General features: G+C 60.2%; 11 protein-coding genes. 4 read left to right on the top strand and 7 right to left on the bottom strand.

Features of this window, described 5'->3' with window-relative positions; all coding sequences use genetic code 11:
* Window positions 1–130 precede the first annotated feature (130 nt).
* Window positions 131–772 carry a hypothetical protein gene (locus tag FHW64_RS26730; protein WP_184531265.1) on the top strand — a complete coding sequence of 214 codons (642 nt, stop codon included), beginning with the start codon at window positions 131–133 and terminating at the stop codon, window positions 770–772.
* Window positions 773–995: 223 nt separating this feature from the next.
* Here the strand turns inward: FHW64_RS26730 and FHW64_RS26725 are convergent, their stop codons facing one another.
* The 3 genes from FHW64_RS26725 to FHW64_RS26715 all read right to left on the bottom strand — a co-directional run bounded on the left by FHW64_RS26725 (window position 996) and on the right by FHW64_RS26715 (window position 6790).
* A complete protein-coding gene (locus FHW64_RS26725) occupies window positions 996–5348 on the bottom strand; it encodes an ATP-binding protein (RefSeq protein WP_184531264.1) in 4353 nt (1450 codons plus the stop codon).
* Window positions 5349–5950: 602 nt separating this feature from the next.
* Window positions 5951–6124: a DUF1328 domain-containing protein gene (locus FHW64_RS26720; protein WP_184531263.1), complete on the bottom strand. Its 174-nt coding sequence runs from the start codon at window positions 6122–6124 to the stop codon at window positions 5951–5953.
* A 141-nt stretch (window positions 6125–6265) separates the two neighbouring features.
* Entirely contained in the window at window positions 6266–6790 is a 525-nt protein-coding gene (locus tag FHW64_RS26715) for a thermonuclease family protein (protein ID WP_184531262.1), read from the bottom strand.
* 523 nt (window positions 6791–7313) lie between these two features.
* Here FHW64_RS26715 and FHW64_RS26710 point away from each other — a divergent pair.
* Complete coding sequence (locus tag FHW64_RS26710; protein WP_184531261.1) at window positions 7314–8009, top strand: hypothetical protein; 696 nt, start codon at window positions 7314–7316, stop codon at window positions 8007–8009.
* 111 nt (window positions 8010–8120) lie between these two features.
* On the opposite strand, the gene FHW64_RS26705 is transcribed toward FHW64_RS26710, so the two are convergent.
* From FHW64_RS26705 to FHW64_RS26690, 4 genes are all read right to left on the bottom strand, one after another.
* Complete coding sequence (locus FHW64_RS26705) at window positions 8121–8588, bottom strand: hypothetical protein (RefSeq protein ID WP_184531260.1); 468 nt, start codon at window positions 8586–8588, stop codon at window positions 8121–8123.
* 331 nt (window positions 8589–8919) lie between these two features.
* Complete coding sequence (locus FHW64_RS26700) at window positions 8920–9429, bottom strand: antirestriction protein (protein WP_184531259.1); 510 nt, start codon at window positions 9427–9429, stop codon at window positions 8920–8922.
* Between the two features lie 1042 nt (window positions 9430–10471).
* Window positions 10472–10960 carry a hypothetical protein gene (locus tag FHW64_RS26695; protein ID WP_184531258.1) on the bottom strand — a complete coding sequence of 163 codons (489 nt, stop codon included), beginning with the start codon at window positions 10958–10960 and terminating at the stop codon, window positions 10472–10474.
* Window positions 10961–11370: 410 nt separating this feature from the next.
* Window positions 11371–12123: a hypothetical protein gene (locus FHW64_RS26690; protein WP_184531257.1), complete on the bottom strand. Its 753-nt coding sequence runs from the start codon at window positions 12121–12123 to the stop codon at window positions 11371–11373.
* A gap of 517 nt (window positions 12124–12640) precedes the next feature.
* Here FHW64_RS26690 and FHW64_RS26685 point away from each other — a divergent pair.
* Window positions 12641–13339, top strand: a complete 699-nt coding sequence (locus FHW64_RS26685; protein WP_184531256.1) for a hypothetical protein — start codon at window positions 12641–12643, stop codon at window positions 13337–13339.
* A gap of 231 nt (window positions 13340–13570) precedes the next feature.
* Window positions 13571–14662: a TniQ family protein gene (locus tag FHW64_RS34890; protein WP_409350648.1), complete on the top strand. Its 1092-nt coding sequence runs from the start codon at window positions 13571–13573 to the stop codon at window positions 14660–14662.
* Window positions 14663–14741: the final 79 nt, after the last annotated feature.

Here is a 14741-nt window from a genome sequence, read left to right as displayed (position 1 = left end):
GCACCAAGGCTCAACTGTCGCGCTTAGGGCTGCCACCCATCCCATTCTGTCGGCTGAACGCCTTCGAAGCCTACTGGGGCGGCAGCGTGGCCATGCGGCACACAACGTCCTCCTGCAGGCTGCAGAGTTCATGACCCTTCGACAGCAAGCTGGCTTGCCATTGGAAGAGCTGGAGGCTCCGTTCCATGGGTTTGTGATCGGCCCTCGCCGCGTCGTGCGCGGCTACGGCATCGATCAACTCCTCGATGCGGCGGTTCGCAGCGTAAGCGCCTTTGGCACCGCGGGGGAGATGATCGAAGATGAGGACGAGACGGATGAGAAGCCGCGGCACACCATCAAGACCAGTGCGTTTCTCGCAGGGCTCAAGCGATTCGTTGCAGGAAACGACCCCGATGTCAGGTCGCGCTTCGAAAGGAGCCTGCAACCAGCACCTGGCCTCCCGGAGCTGACGGTCGACTATGCGTACAACAAATGGCTTTTGCAGGTGACTAGCTTGCCGAGCAGCAAGCGCCAAGCAATCAATTCGCTGCGAGAGTCGCAAAGCAAGCTCTATGAGATCGACATGATCCGCAGGCATATGTCGGACAACGAAATAGCTCCGGTCTTGCTGGTCAATAGCGACGTCAAGCTCACTAGCATCAGTGCAGGCGCGATGAACGAAGCCAATGACATGCTCGATCGACTGCGCAAGCTGGCCAAGGTCGAGGGACTGGAACTTGTCGAGAGTGAGACCGTGAGCGACGCGGCCGATTTCATCTTGAACCTCAAGTGAGTGGCTAGCCTGCGAAAAACGGGCTAGACCCGCCGCTCCGAATCGGGCCATTGAGGAAGCACGCTAGAAGATCCGTGATGTCTGGCGCATTCTCCCCAGTCGTTGTTGACGACGGCTCTCGGCGCGGCCTCGACATGCGACAGTTGCTCCTTCTCTAACGCTGAGATCGCCGCGGCAAACACCGCGAGCGCTCTGAACTGGAAATTCGAGCAGGGCGCCTCGACTATGTCCCGCGACGATGCTTCTTGCGGGTCTTCCTTTGTGCTGCAGCGTTGGCCTCCGTCGGCAAACGTGGCGTGAGGTCCAATACGCGTGCAAGCACGCGGGCATCGCCGCCCATTCGCTGTTGAGCCAATTGGGCCGCTTCTTCGAGCATCTCCTGCAGCTGCGCTCGGTCCATGCGCACGCCGGTATCCGGATGTCGCCAGCGCTTTGTTGGGTCTGACACCGTCACGATCAGGCAGCCCGTCCTGGCCTTGGAGAACTGCATGTATTTTTTGACCAACTGGTCCTCCACGGTGTCACGCAGTTCTTTGCCCGAGCGAGACTTCTCCCCGACCTTCAGCTCGATGGTGACCTGGTGGTCAGACAGGGCTCGCAGTCGGATGTCGGTTTCCTTACCATCGACCGTCACGGCCTCCTGATCTACCGTGTATGCACCGCGCGCCGCGACCTGGAACTCGCGAGCGATGGCCGGGCGCAGCGCGTTCTCGTCGTTCACCCTAGCCCACGCCTCGCGCGGCGCGGTGTCTTGAAGCATTAGATCCCTCAGGTCGTCCAGTCGGTCCAAGAGGAGGTGCGCCATGTCAGTGCCAGTCTTGGGCGTCAGCTCGCCCCCGCGAAGCATGCGGACCAAGTCATCCGGACTGAAGACACTTGCATCAATCTCGGCCGCCAGGCGCTCGCGCGCAATCTGTTTTATGTGGTCGCGGAGGTGCGCAAAACCCGGGTCTGCGGCCAAGGCCATCTTGGATTCCATTGCTCCGGGACCTGTCGCGGCCATCAGTTCATTGAATACATACCGTCGCCCGTCTTCCGCGTGATCTCGACTCCCCGGCGAATAGACGCCCTCGTGGACAATGTCATGTGATGGCCTGACGTGGTGATAGACCACCTTCACCAGTTGAACCAGCTCTTCGGGTGAGAGCTTGGCACGCCAATTCGGCACCGGTGAATTACTTCGTTCATCAAAGAGTCGGCCGACCATCTCTACGGCCTTGCCGTTCTTTTCGACGGGCAGCCTCGTTAGCAGCGCTAGTAGTGCGACCAGCCCGCGGTGAGGATCAGCGCGGCACAGCACTGCTAGCCAGAAGAACTGGAACGGTCCATCGCCTACCCTACCGAGCTCTCGAGTCGCCACTTCGGCCAGCCACTGCTTAGTCGCATCTGCCCCATGGGTCAGCAACACCCCAGTGACCTGTTCCAACTTGCTCTCGACCTCCGCTGTGTGAGACAGGCTCGCCCGGGGCGAGGCATTCGACAGCCAGCGGATCAGCCGTTGCTCGACGAGTTGTGCGGTTTCACGGCGGCCGTACCGAACCGCTTGCAGGAGAATTGAACTCGAGTTCGGGGAATCGGTCGCCTCCGACAACTCCTCTTCGATCTCCTCGCCGAGAACACGCTCGACCACGTTAGCGTGCGCAGTCCCAAGCGCAACAAGCCAACTCGGGAGTCCATTGAGTTCGAGCAGTGCGTATCGAGCGGCGAGTTCGGCCTCAGCCGAGCTAAGCTTGGTGGCCCATGTCGGATCCTGAGCCTCGGCATACAAGCCCATCAAAGCGTTCGACCAAACGACGAGGTAGGTGTTCTTTTCACCCGCCTTGCGCTCCCGACGGACCGACGGCCGCAATCCACGCCAATAGTCCATCAGCGCCCGCCGAAAGAGATCGGTTGCCACATCTCCGAAGTGCCGACGAAGGAAAGCAAGGTCCCACCTTGCTTCGCCATGGTTATTAGGCTTGTGGCGCAACGCGAGACAGATGTTCCAGATCGTGCTGTCCCGGCGGTCTGATGCGAGCGCCACGGTAGGCTTCTTGGCCAGCTCGCGCCAGAGCTCCGTCCATTGTTTGCGCTCTCGGGCAGCCTTACGCTCCGACCGCTCTTGACGTTGCTGCTGGTCCTTCTGGATCTTGATGTATTCAGGGTTCGGACGGCTGACGGCAGCGACCGACTCATCCAGCTGCGCGACAAGCACCGGGAACTTTGCGACTGCACGCTCGATGGCCTTGCGCCCGACGATCCTGCCTTTCTTGATCGGCGCCAAATAGAGAACGAGATAGAGGAGCACCAGACGAAATTGCTCGGCAGCGGCGGCGTCGCCAAGAGCCTTGACTGCCCAATCCCAATCGCGCTTCAGGGAGTAGGTCAGTAGCCCATCGCGGAAAGCAAGTCGAACGAAAACTGCACGTGGCGTGCGATCTGGATACCGCTCGGCAACCCATGCATAGTCCATCTCAAAGATCCGCTTGCGGCGCTCCGATGGCAGTTCGTCGATGAGCTTGGCCAACTCGGCGTTGCCGCTGCGGTCGGCCTGCGCGAGCGCAGCGGACCTATACGCGATCACGGCAGCGAAAAGTACGTCGTCGGTGCTGACGCCGCGCCCGAGTAGTCGAGCAGACGTCGCCTTCAGTATCAGCGACGCCTTGAGACGGCCTGGCGGCTCGGCCACGTCATCCTCCTGGACTGCCAGCAGTTTGCGCGTCAACTCGATCAATCCCGGCAACAGCGCTTTGAGGCGCCCGACATCCAGCTCGGCCTTCTCGATGACACGTGCGACGCTTCCCGCGTAATCGAGGTCACGCCTGGATTCACGCGTGACTTTGCCCAGCAGTCTTAGCAATTGATCGTCGGTCACCTGTTCCGGATACAGGTACGTCCCAAGCCAGCGACCAAGCACCTGAGGCCAGCCCTCAGCGATCGACATCGCGGATTCGACATACCCAGGCAGTCGATCATCCGACAGCTTGGACAGCGCGAGCAGGGCTTCAAATCGCTCGTTGTCGGACACGGCTTGGTTAGCGGCCACGGATGCCGCAAGATCCGCGCATTCCTGATACCCACCCTCCGAGATGAGCTTCAGCAGCAGACTGCGTATTTCTGGATTCTCAACGCCCCGTTGCCACAAACTCAGGACGGCGCTGCCCAGCGGCTGCCTAGCCAATCTGGACACCTGCACGCTTGGTATTTCAAGCCCCCGCCACTGCCCATCACCATGCATTTCGACGAAAGCGCACAACGCGCGCTGGCACTGAGTGGATTGCAGCGACTCTGGATCGCCGTGCAGCAACAACGTAGCTGGATCAACCTTCAGAACGGCATCGAAAACGTCCTGGCGACGCTGCGCCAACCAAGCTGCGACGGGACGCATGCTGGGTTTGGACACCTTATCGTTGGCGTCCGTCACTGCAAACAACATGCGCATCGCAGCTGATAAGCTGAGCGCGCCTAGTTCAATAAGGTCGTTGATTTGGCACGCCGCCAAATACTCGAGCACGGAGCGATGGCGAAACCGAGCTCGACCATAGCCGCCTTCTCCGAATAGGGACCGCTCGAGGAGAGCCCTGACCTCTTGGGTGTTCCACTCCTCCAGCAGCACGGCAGGGTCGATGGGCGGGTCCCCAGATCCTGGCACGTCAGCCCCTGCGCTATAACGAAACGTCCACCGACGGCAAAGCATGACGGCCAGCGCTAGGCGCTGGGCGCCCTTGCGCGCCTTGTCGAGTGACAGATCGGCCCTTTCTCTTCGGTCGTCTCGCGCCGTCAGACGGGCGCGCACGTGGCTCTCCACCTGCCTGAAGTGCGGTCTGATCTCACCGTGCTCGCGCCAGTCGTCGCACAGCTCGATCAACTCCTGCGGCCAGCGCGCGAAATCGTGAGCGTTGCGTGCGTGAATCTGGCGCAACAGATCCTCTGGCGATTCCACCCCGTGCTCGCGAGCGAGATCGGTGATCTGCCGGTCACCCAAAGGCAGCAGGGAAATCTCCTTGAGCGTTTCCGGCGGGCTCTCTCCGTCGTTAACACGAGGTGAGCGCATGGCAACCTCCACGAATGCCTTGGCTTCCATGCGCTTTGACGGTCGCTCAGGAACTGGCAAGATCTCCGCGATGGCTTGACGGTCGATGGGGACCGGCCGGGAGGTGACAACGATCACAGCTCTGCCTAGCGCGCCCTCGAGATCCTCGGAAAGCCGATACAGAGCCTCCTTGAATGACCCGTGGACCAACTGCAACTCGTCAATAGAGTCGAGGAAGAAGTATCCGAGTTGCGAAGAGGATGCGGCCCACGCTTCGAATCGTTGCCGTTGCTTGCGCCGCAGCAGGCCAACAACGCCATCGGCAAGGAGGTTCTCTAGCCTAAGATAGAACGCCGCCTCACCTCGGTCGAACATCGACGCCGCGCGCCGTTCGCACTCATAACTCTTGCCAGCGCCAGCGTCAGCGACGAGAAGCACACGACGGGACTGAAGGACTTGGTCCCAATTGAGATCGGCATTCCGTTCGAGAAAGCGGTGATCGCGAGTGCTGAAGCCGGCGGTCGTGGTCTCTTCGTTTGTCTTCTCGCGGAAGGTGCGTTGCATTTGGTCAGTGTATCGGTGCCATCTTGAGGCTCAAGCACCGGAAGCCCCGAGGGGCCTACCGACATCGGGGCGCCTAGGGTCAATACCCCTGACCTGAACTGTTGATCTCGAACCGCTCTACGTCGCGTCGCGATCCATGACTGCAATGCTCCGCTTTGCGGCTGCCGCTATCGGGAAGGTCTGCACCAACCACTGCAGCAATAAAAAAGCCCGCTCGAGGCGGGCTTTGACGAATGTGGTCGTGGGCACTTACGCGACCCACGTTACGGCACATTCACATGCAGGAGTCACCTATAGTTTTTCTCGTCGTGGTGGCTCTTGTCCGACGTGCCGCCGTGAGATTCGGCGTTGCCTGCGCAGGCGCATGCTCGGGTGGTCCGAGCAAGGGTCGCATTCTACCAGAGCTGGGGGAGGACCCCTTTCAGGATGCCTCTCCGAGAGGATCACGCGGCGAGCGCAATCGCTCGACTTGGCTAACGCGCCAGGTCAGGCGAGGCCGCCATGGAGCGCGTCGCGACCTGCTTGAGTGATCTAGGCACACACGGTCTGCAACCCGTCCGGGCCACCACCCCCTCGCAAGCGCCTCGCACTCGCTGGCGTCCTCAGGCCACAGCGCCGATGCCTAGAACGACCATCACGAGGAAGATGATCGTGACGATGAGGAAGAGGAAGAACAGAAACTTGGCAATGCCCGCTGCACCGGCACTGATGCCCGTGAAGCCGAAGACGCCGGCGACGAGCGAGATGATCGCGAAGATGATGGCCCATCTGAGCATGAATGCTTCTCCATGTTGGACACCATCGGATTCTTGATAGTTTTCAGGGCTGGCGAGTAGGGTCAAATCTTCGAAAGACGTCGGCGGTAACGCACGCCCTCTTAGAAGGAGACTCTGGCATGCGCCCTGACTCCCGCGAACTTAGTGCTCGCGCAGTGCCCTTCGCCATTCCCACGGCGGCACGGGCTCTGCGTCGCGCCAGAGGCCCACATGCTTTGCCTTGGCCTCAATCTGAGCGAATTCGTACTGTCCCCGCTCTTGTGATGTCTGGTCCTTCGAATACGCGCGATACCACCAGGCCATCCCCACTGTGACCATCGCCAGCCCCGCATCCAAAGTTCTGGGACCGTTTGGTGCGGATCGAGGAGCGACCATCACGCGACAGACGCTTCGACCGTAGCGGTCCGTCTTCCGGCAATCTAGGTCCGCCTCTTTCATGTAGACGAGATCGGACATCGCGCGCTTCGACCGCTCACCAAAGGGCTGGCGCTTCTCGGGAGCGTCGATTCCGCTGAGGCGCACTTTGACTGCCTCGTAGTTTCCACGTGGGCCACATCGAGCCTTCAGAGTGTCGCCGTCAGAAACGCCGACGATGAGGCAACGACTCGGTGCGGCATGGAGAGCAAGAGGTATCGCGAGCACAAGGAGAGCAATCAGTCGAGACATCGACTGATTCTCGTCGGGTGCCGAGACTTTTCCTCGAAGCGCTTCGGAGTTACGTGAATGCCGGATTCAAGAGGTCGATCCCCGCACCCTTGCACTTGATCCACGGGCCACCCGGATGCCCTCTCCCATCCCATGCAGCCAAGGCAGCGCGAGCGTCGGCCGCGTGTTCATAGCAATAGCGTCGCTCGTAGCCCTGTGCATGCAATCCGACGACCACCGCGGTCGTGAAATTGAACTTCTTGATCGCACAGACCTCGCCGGCCAAAGTGCGCAGGTCCGAATACCCCTCCGCAAGAATAGTGGAGGGAGGACAAGGGAATCGGACGATCGGATCTCGGGGAATACGCATTTCGAGAGAGTACTACGCCCAGGCTTCCAGTTGCGGTGTCGATCCTGCACGGCGAATGGCCGACAACCCAGAAGGCGCTGCACCCTAAAACGTATCGCTTCCCACGTGGTTGCTATAGGACTTGAGCCCTGCCTTAGAAAGAGCAAGCCGGCCGCAACCAAAAAAGGAAATCACGTGCAACGCCTTCACTCCCCCACCCTGCAACAACAACCTGCCTCCGGTATCGTGGGCCCTGGTCGCATCGGCATACTTCGGAAAAAACCGACCACCCAAAACACCACCAGCCTGGATGACGACCACCCTGCGCTTGTGGGCGTCTTCGATAGCCGCAGGTTCGACCCGAGCTTCGCCGGTCGAGTCTTTGTCGCCTGCGGTGACCTTCAATGCGGCGACGCCTACGGCATCCACTGTCGGTTGCAAGCCGGACCGGACGCGCTCTACTGGTTCGCCAATGCGGCCGACCCATCGGTGTGGCAGCTGATTGACCGGTGGACCGCCACCGGGAAGCTCGCGCTCGGCGCGCAGTTCCTCGACGGTCGGGTCGTAGACGCCGTCGTCCCGTTCCAGCTAGCAGCGCACGTCGCTGCTTTCAAGGACATCGCACTGCGCAACCAAGCAAGGGCAACGGCAGCGTTCCGCTCCCTTGTCGGAGAAATTGTGGCCACCGGCAACTATGGATGCCTCGACGATTTGAAAGCGCCCGGCTTGCCAGAGGTTCAGCGGGTACAGGGGGTCATCGTCGAGACCGAACACACTGCCGGCATCCGCTGGCCGCTTCCGCCGGCTCACCTGCCATGCGATGGGCAGCTACTGATTCCAACGCCCGATGGCCGAGACATCGCCTTCTATCGTGGCGCGGCACTTCATTGACTGGCGTCTGATTCAATCTAGATGCGCGGACCATGGTCCGCGCTTTCCTTCGCTCGGTGCTCACCTCTCGGCCCACGATGGCAACTCAAGCCGTACCTCGTCGTCGATTGCTCATTCCGTGCCTTTCCGCTCCGGCCATATGGCGTCCGTGAGGTCCACCGCGTTTTCCTGTCCACGGGCCGCCAGCCAAGCGGAGAGCAGTTGGCGTGACTGATCATCCCAGGCCGGCGGGCTGTCAAGCAGATAAAGCCGCCCGGACTCGGTCCGAAGGACGCGCCGCTCCCGGTCGAGTGCAACAATCGGCGAACTCAAACGGACCGTAGTCAAGTCGGCACACGGACCCACTCGCATCCCGGTGAGTACGACGGTGCCATTGCGTAGTTCGACAAGGCGCCATTCACGCACGCACACCATCTCCTGTGATTGCACCGCTGGTGCCAGTCGGATGTTGGCAAAGCGGAAACACATAGGCAGATCGACTTGGCGACCAGCGATCACCTTGGGCGACGCTACATCGCCCTGGCGGCGGCCGTCGCTATCACTCGCCTGGCCCAGCCGAAGACCACCGATCTCGGCCAACTCAGCACAGCAGAGTACCTGCACCGCACGAGCGACTCGGAAAGCGCGACGTCCGCATCGTTCAGGCTCAGTTCGTGAGCACCGTCTCTAGCCAATCGCGGACAGGGGTGATCGACAACCTGCTTGATGACATCACGCGAAAGCACTGACAACAATGCATAGTACCCAGCGTCAATGGCGACCCGCGGGCGATTCGCATCGCACGTCCAAGGCGATTCGGCGTCCCGCATCAACGTGGACGCAATTTGGCAGTAGTCGCGACTTCTTTCGTTCATGCTGCGAAATTCCAGCGAGCTCTGTCACTCTCACTTGGAGGGGGTGGTGCGAGCTCTCAATCCAAAACTCGATCGATCTCGGCTCCCTCTGGATGCATTTCCCTGAATCGCATCAAACGCTTAAGAATCTTGGGAATCCGCTCATCCGGGCAGAAAGGGAGGTCGCAGGTTCGTTCGTGGCCAATCCAGCTGATGGCCAGCATCGAGGCACAAACGCCCGCGCCGTCACGTGTCAACGTCTCGTCAAAATGGCGGTCGGACCGCTTCATCCGCCATGGCCCCTCCTCAAGGGGAACCAAGTAGATGGCACCATTCTGCGTTTCCCGCAAGTCCCAAAGATCCCACGAGGTGTTGGTCAGTCGTGAATTGGCATCGCACAACCAGGCAAGCGCGGCGGCGACGTCATCGGCAAACTCGTTAACCCTCATTCCAAGCTGAGCGCGCACTAAGCCTGGCCAAAGATCCTTGCCCGCGGAGCGCCAGCCGATCAACTTCCGCCGTCGCCTCCCGGGATGCAGATCTTGCTTGTCGTAGAACGTCCAGTCTGACGAATCAAAAGCAGCCAAGGTGCATCTCCGCAGGTTTGGCAAACCAAGGTGACTCAACGATTGCCGTCACTGTCTCCCTTGCTGAGGATCCAAACGGGGATTGATGCGCACCAACGACTCAGCAGCGCAACCATGTGTCGCGCCTGTGGGCACCGCATCGCACGACATCTCCGCTACTACTGACGTCGCCTTGTAAGCACCCTGTGACCACCGCCGGAACCCGTCTACATCGCGTGACCCGCGCGTCTGTGTAGGGCACGACGGCAATGTCCGAAACAATTCTTCGGAGGAAAGCTCGTCGCCTTGAGCGGCTGGTGTATTCATGCGGACCATCCTCTTCCCGTTAATTGCATTTTTGAAAGTCCAGAAGTGCTGAAGCCCGCTTACGCGGGCTTCGTGAATCGTTAGGCGATCTATGGACTCTGTCGGTGACCTCTTGGATTGAGCGACTTCATTAAATTCGTGTTAGGCGATTTGCATATAGACATTACCAGCAATTCCAATCGTGGACAACGGTCTCCTTGAGCACCGCCGCCGGGCGTTGTGCCGTCGGCCGACCGCGACTCTCGGGCGATTCGCATCGCCTGTCCCCGCCAAATCGGCATCCCGCATGGGCATGGATGCCATCTCGCAGTGGGCATGCGTTCGTCGTTCGTACCCGCATCACAGCCCAACCGATTGCCCGCATCTCGTGAGCGCGCCCGTCTGCGCCGCGCGCAGTTTGAATGCAGACCGGAGCTGCTCGTACTCCAGCATTGCGAGACCCACGTTTTCGCGGCAGAGAACCACGTATGGCTTGCGCGCGGCGGTGACCTCGGAGCCACTGTCTGTTGCAGCCGCTGCCTTTTCATACGTGCGGCAGTCATCGTCTTCACCCGGCCGTGGCACGTCATCTGCGAATGGAAGTTCAGATCAGACGTCCTGTGTTTGCACCTCTTCAGGCTACGGCTGTTCGTCCTGCTCGACACCGCGGAAAGCGAGATCACAGCTGCATGCCAGGCACGCCCTCAGTGCACAAGAAGCGCGACCCCGGAGGGTCGCGCACGAAGAGATAGCAGGGTCAATGCGCCGGCTGCCGCGGTGGCACAAGGCGCGCCAGGGATTCAGGAATCAGCAAATCACATGCACTCGAGACCGCGACCTCGAGCGGAACCAGAATGCGTCCCGTCGTTTCGGTGCAGACGGTGCACCCCTGCACATGCCGCACCGACGCGACGCTTGGGATATCGCTGGTCGCCCTGCTCGCCAGCTGACCTGACAGCAAAGCCTCGCCAGCGGACTGCATGAATTCGCGGGTTGAGGTCTGCAGATTTGCCGACGCCACTCGCTGTCGAAGCGCCCGGAGGGCGGGGCCTTTCGTGTACTCTTTGTCGACGAAGAACATTCGTCCGTTGTCGAACTGGGCAGCAACGGCCATCCGACCGGCCGCATGCCATGCATCCAACATTGCCCAGATTGCAGGGTCGGCGGCGTTAGCCAGCCAGTACAGCATGTCCGCGCCAATCTGCAACCTGATGGCAAGGATGGGCAGCTCGCCGTCGGTATCCAACGAACCAAGACCAAGGTGGCTTGGCGCGTTGGGGGCGGGGATGCCCTTTGACGAGCTGAAGCCGCCGGTGAGGACCCGATTGAGAATCCGCAGAACGCGGACATCAGTACGAAACTCAGCCTAGTCGATGCACTACGGCCGAAGTTTTCGGGCGAGCCGCTATGGCCTCAGTTGCTCTACGCAATGTGAGCGGGCCATCGAGCCGCCGGAGTCGCTCGATGCAGGCATGGTGCCTCTCTTCGCATCGACCTCAATCCGGGGGCCCTTCGCAAGAGGGCCCCAGATGGACCACTTGCGCACAGGCCTTTGCTGCAACGAGGCGGCCACCTTCGTCGAGTCGCCGCCTCCAAACCACCGGCGCACTTCCCGCTCGTGTTCATGGGCCGGCACACGCACATTCAAATGGCCTCTCAGGGCCAGGAACCGGAAAGGGCGCTCGGGATGGGGGGCACTTCGGACAAGTCCAAGCCTTTGCGTTGAGCGACGTGGCGCCGCATTGCCTCAAGCCGCGCCGCCTGCTGGTCGCGGAGTCGGTCCAGTTTGTCTTGGCGCATGACTTCTTCGACCAACCAAAAGTCCGGCTCATCGCCGTCTCGTTCCCTTCGCGCCGCCTCCTCGAGCTCTTGCTGCGAGTAGACGTTGTAGGGGTTGTAGCTCTGCACAGAGCAGTCCAGCCCCTGCAAGCCGCCCGTGTCTTCAGGAGGATGATTCGTGATTCGGCGAACGCGAAGCTGGTTTTTGCAGACAACGGCAATAATGAACGGGCCATCGCTCAATCCCCTGAGGCCCGACATCTGTACCGCAATCGCGACTTCATTTTGGTCGTCTTCAAGAGCGAATACAACCATTGACTTCATGTTGCCGTCACACGGCACAGCCATAGCGCGGAACTGCTTTTCGAGCAGTGCGTCGAGGCGGCCGTCGGCTTGGTCCGGCAGGACGAGTAGCGCGCCTGGCGCCGCCGCGTCCCCCGCGCTGATGATTCCCGTCAGCTCTGATTTCTCGCCTTCGTCGCCGGAAAGCCGCACAACGTATGGATGGAATCGCCCTGGCGCGCGCTGTGCGCACTCATAGAGGCCTTCGACATTTGGGCGCAGGAGCGGCGCAAGTTCATATGCCTCCTCCAGAGCCAGGTGAAAAGTCGTATCGGGGCTGAGGTTCAAAGTTTCTCCAGTGTGTTTGCGGTAGCACCCGCTCGCCAGCCGGCTGGCAAGCTGAAATGAGCTCGAAATCGAGACTCATGGAAGCGTCTAGACGCATTTGTTTATCCGAGCACTGCAAGAAGGTCGTTTCATCTGGCACGGGCAAAGACTCGGGAGGCAATGCTGCGGCCAACATGTAGCGAATGCAGCGTGAGCCCCGCGGTGCATGTCTCGGGCTTCAGCCGTGTCGTGGTTGGAGACAAGCACAGTCGCGCCACGAAAACGCTGCCGCCCCTGCTACCAAGACCCAGTCGCGGGTGGTCCTGGAACTCGAAGCCCTTGGTCGTGAAAGCTTGGGACGGGAACTGAGGATTTGTTGATTTCAGCCGGCTCGGCGGTCGCTGGCCAAAGGCCAGCTCAAGGTGATGTCGTATCGGTTCAGAGCGCGCGGAGATCCGCGGAACTACGGTCGCCGGCAAGCGCATAAAACGACTGGCTATTTGTTTGCAGCCCTCCGCAAGGAGGATCTTCAACCTACATGCGCCATGCCATGTCCTCAACTCACATCTATAACCTTTCCGACTTCCCAAATCTGCGTCAGGCTTCCTTCGAGCTGTACACCAGCTCACGTCGGCAGTATCGAACGCGTCTGAAGGAGGTCGCTCCTCCCGCTGCCGCCAGCGTTATCTCGGCGCAGGACCTCCCCCTTGCTGCCAGTGACCTGAATCGAGAAGCTCAGGCCCTGCTCGTTCGGTTGCCTCCTGACTGGCAGCCACACCTCGAACAGCTAGTGGCTGCAGCGCCTGCAGTCGTCGTCCAGCCTGACACCGGCCTGGATGCGCAGGCAGCCTACCTCTCGATGTCGGTGCCCCTGCCCGCTCCCCAGCTACCGCGCGCAATCTGGCTGGAGGTTGTTCGCGTGTTGGAGCTGTCTGCCCACAACCTCAGCGTTGGTGGCAGTGGCTCCGTGCCCATTGTGTTCACCGCGGGGACGCAGTTCGTTTTGGCGGAGTTCAGCACCGCGCCGGAGCTGATGCGGAGATGTGAGGATGCAGTGCACGCTGAAGGCAAGAAGCCCGATGTTGGCAAGACGGATTTGACCAAGGCTAAGCAGGTGGCCGCGAACTACGGCGAGCGGCCGTGGCTGTTCATGCGGTACGACGTGCGCGTGGGTGCGCGCAAGCTTGCGGTCAATTGGGCTGGGGTGATTGGTCGCTTGCCGGCTTGCGTGTTGTAGCAAGTGACCAGCGGCGGGGGGAAGTAGCACCACCCCACCCTCGCCGCTCTGTTCGCACCTGTGCTTTTCGCCGCTTGACGAGGCCAAAAAAGGTACTGCAGCGCATCTCCTGCATGGAAGGCTCTCCTCACATGCGAACGACAGGAGGACTCCCCTAGCGGCGGATTGCTCTTCTTCTAGCACGCTTGGCCGTATCCGATCACTGCACAAGAAGAACTCATCGCGTGTGGCGTGCGAGACGGTGGCACCGCAGTTAGTCATGTCAGTTGGTCCAGGAAGAAGTCCTGCCCCACCGACTCGAGGAGGTCCCTTTCGTTGACTAGCGCACCCCACATCTCAGACAGGGCCAACGTCACTGCAATCTGGCAACCCGACGAAACCTTGTACAGCCTACTCAGCCGGCATCACCGCTTGAGCGGAAACGTGCGGCCAGAAGATACGAGTCTTGAACTCTTTGGACAGAGTGGCCTTGGCATAGCTCACGACCTTCCCGCCCATATTGATCTTCTCGTAAGCCAGACAGCTGGCGTTTTGGGAAGTCCTTCTAGTCTGATCTTCGAACGTACGCTCCTTCCATACTTTTTGCCTCTCATGTCAGCAAGCCGAGCACTGACAGCAGTTGCGTCGGCACGAGGCCAGTCAGTTGCAAGTGGGAAGGCGATATTCGGCTTGCGACACACGTCACTGTGCACATCAAACCCGCTTAAGGCATGCCGGAGATGTATGAAGGAAGATGCAGAAGGATGCTGCTTTGCCTACTGGCACCGCGACCACCAATGGCCAGGTGCAGTGATCTGCCCTCTCCACAATGAGCTACTTGTCCAAGCATCTGGAAGGGTCTACACAGGAAAGCGCTTCGACTGGCTGCTTCCACACGCATTCAAATTCACTCCTTGCGCGCAGTCTCCTCGTGAGAGGACTCTCTCCTATTTTCAGAAGCTAGCCGGATGCGCATGCGGGCTTGGGAACCTGCCCAAGGGCTTCCATTTCGCTCTGGAGATACTCTCCCAGACCTACCGCAGGCGCTTGGTTGAAACGGAGCTCGCTCTGCAAGATGGCCGCCTGAGCCATATGAAGTTCTGCAAGTACCTCTCTGCGGCGACTAATGTTCTCTGTGGAGTGCGAGGTCTCGAAATCCTTTTTCAGAGGAGGGGCAGCATCGAGACGCTTCGATTTGAGCGCCTCCTCTACGCGGGGCATCCAGCGACGCATCCCGTCCTACACGTAATATTGATCTCAGCGGTATTCGACTCGTGGGAGAGCTTCGCTCGTGCCTATGCGGCTGAATGCCTTTCAGTGGAAAGGCTCTGCACTCCGCCATAGCTTGAGGCTTAGGTGGTCTGAATGCACTCAGTTGCGCCGGATAGCATGGATTACTGCGTTGCCCTTCGATTTGAAGATT

The organism is Variovorax sp. Sphag1AA, from assembly GCF_014192575.1.
Lineage (GTDB): Bacteria > Pseudomonadota > Gammaproteobacteria > Burkholderiales > Burkholderiaceae_C > Variovorax.
The sequence above is the reverse complement of the archived record's forward strand: the minus strand, read 5'-3'. Positions and strand labels throughout refer to the sequence as shown.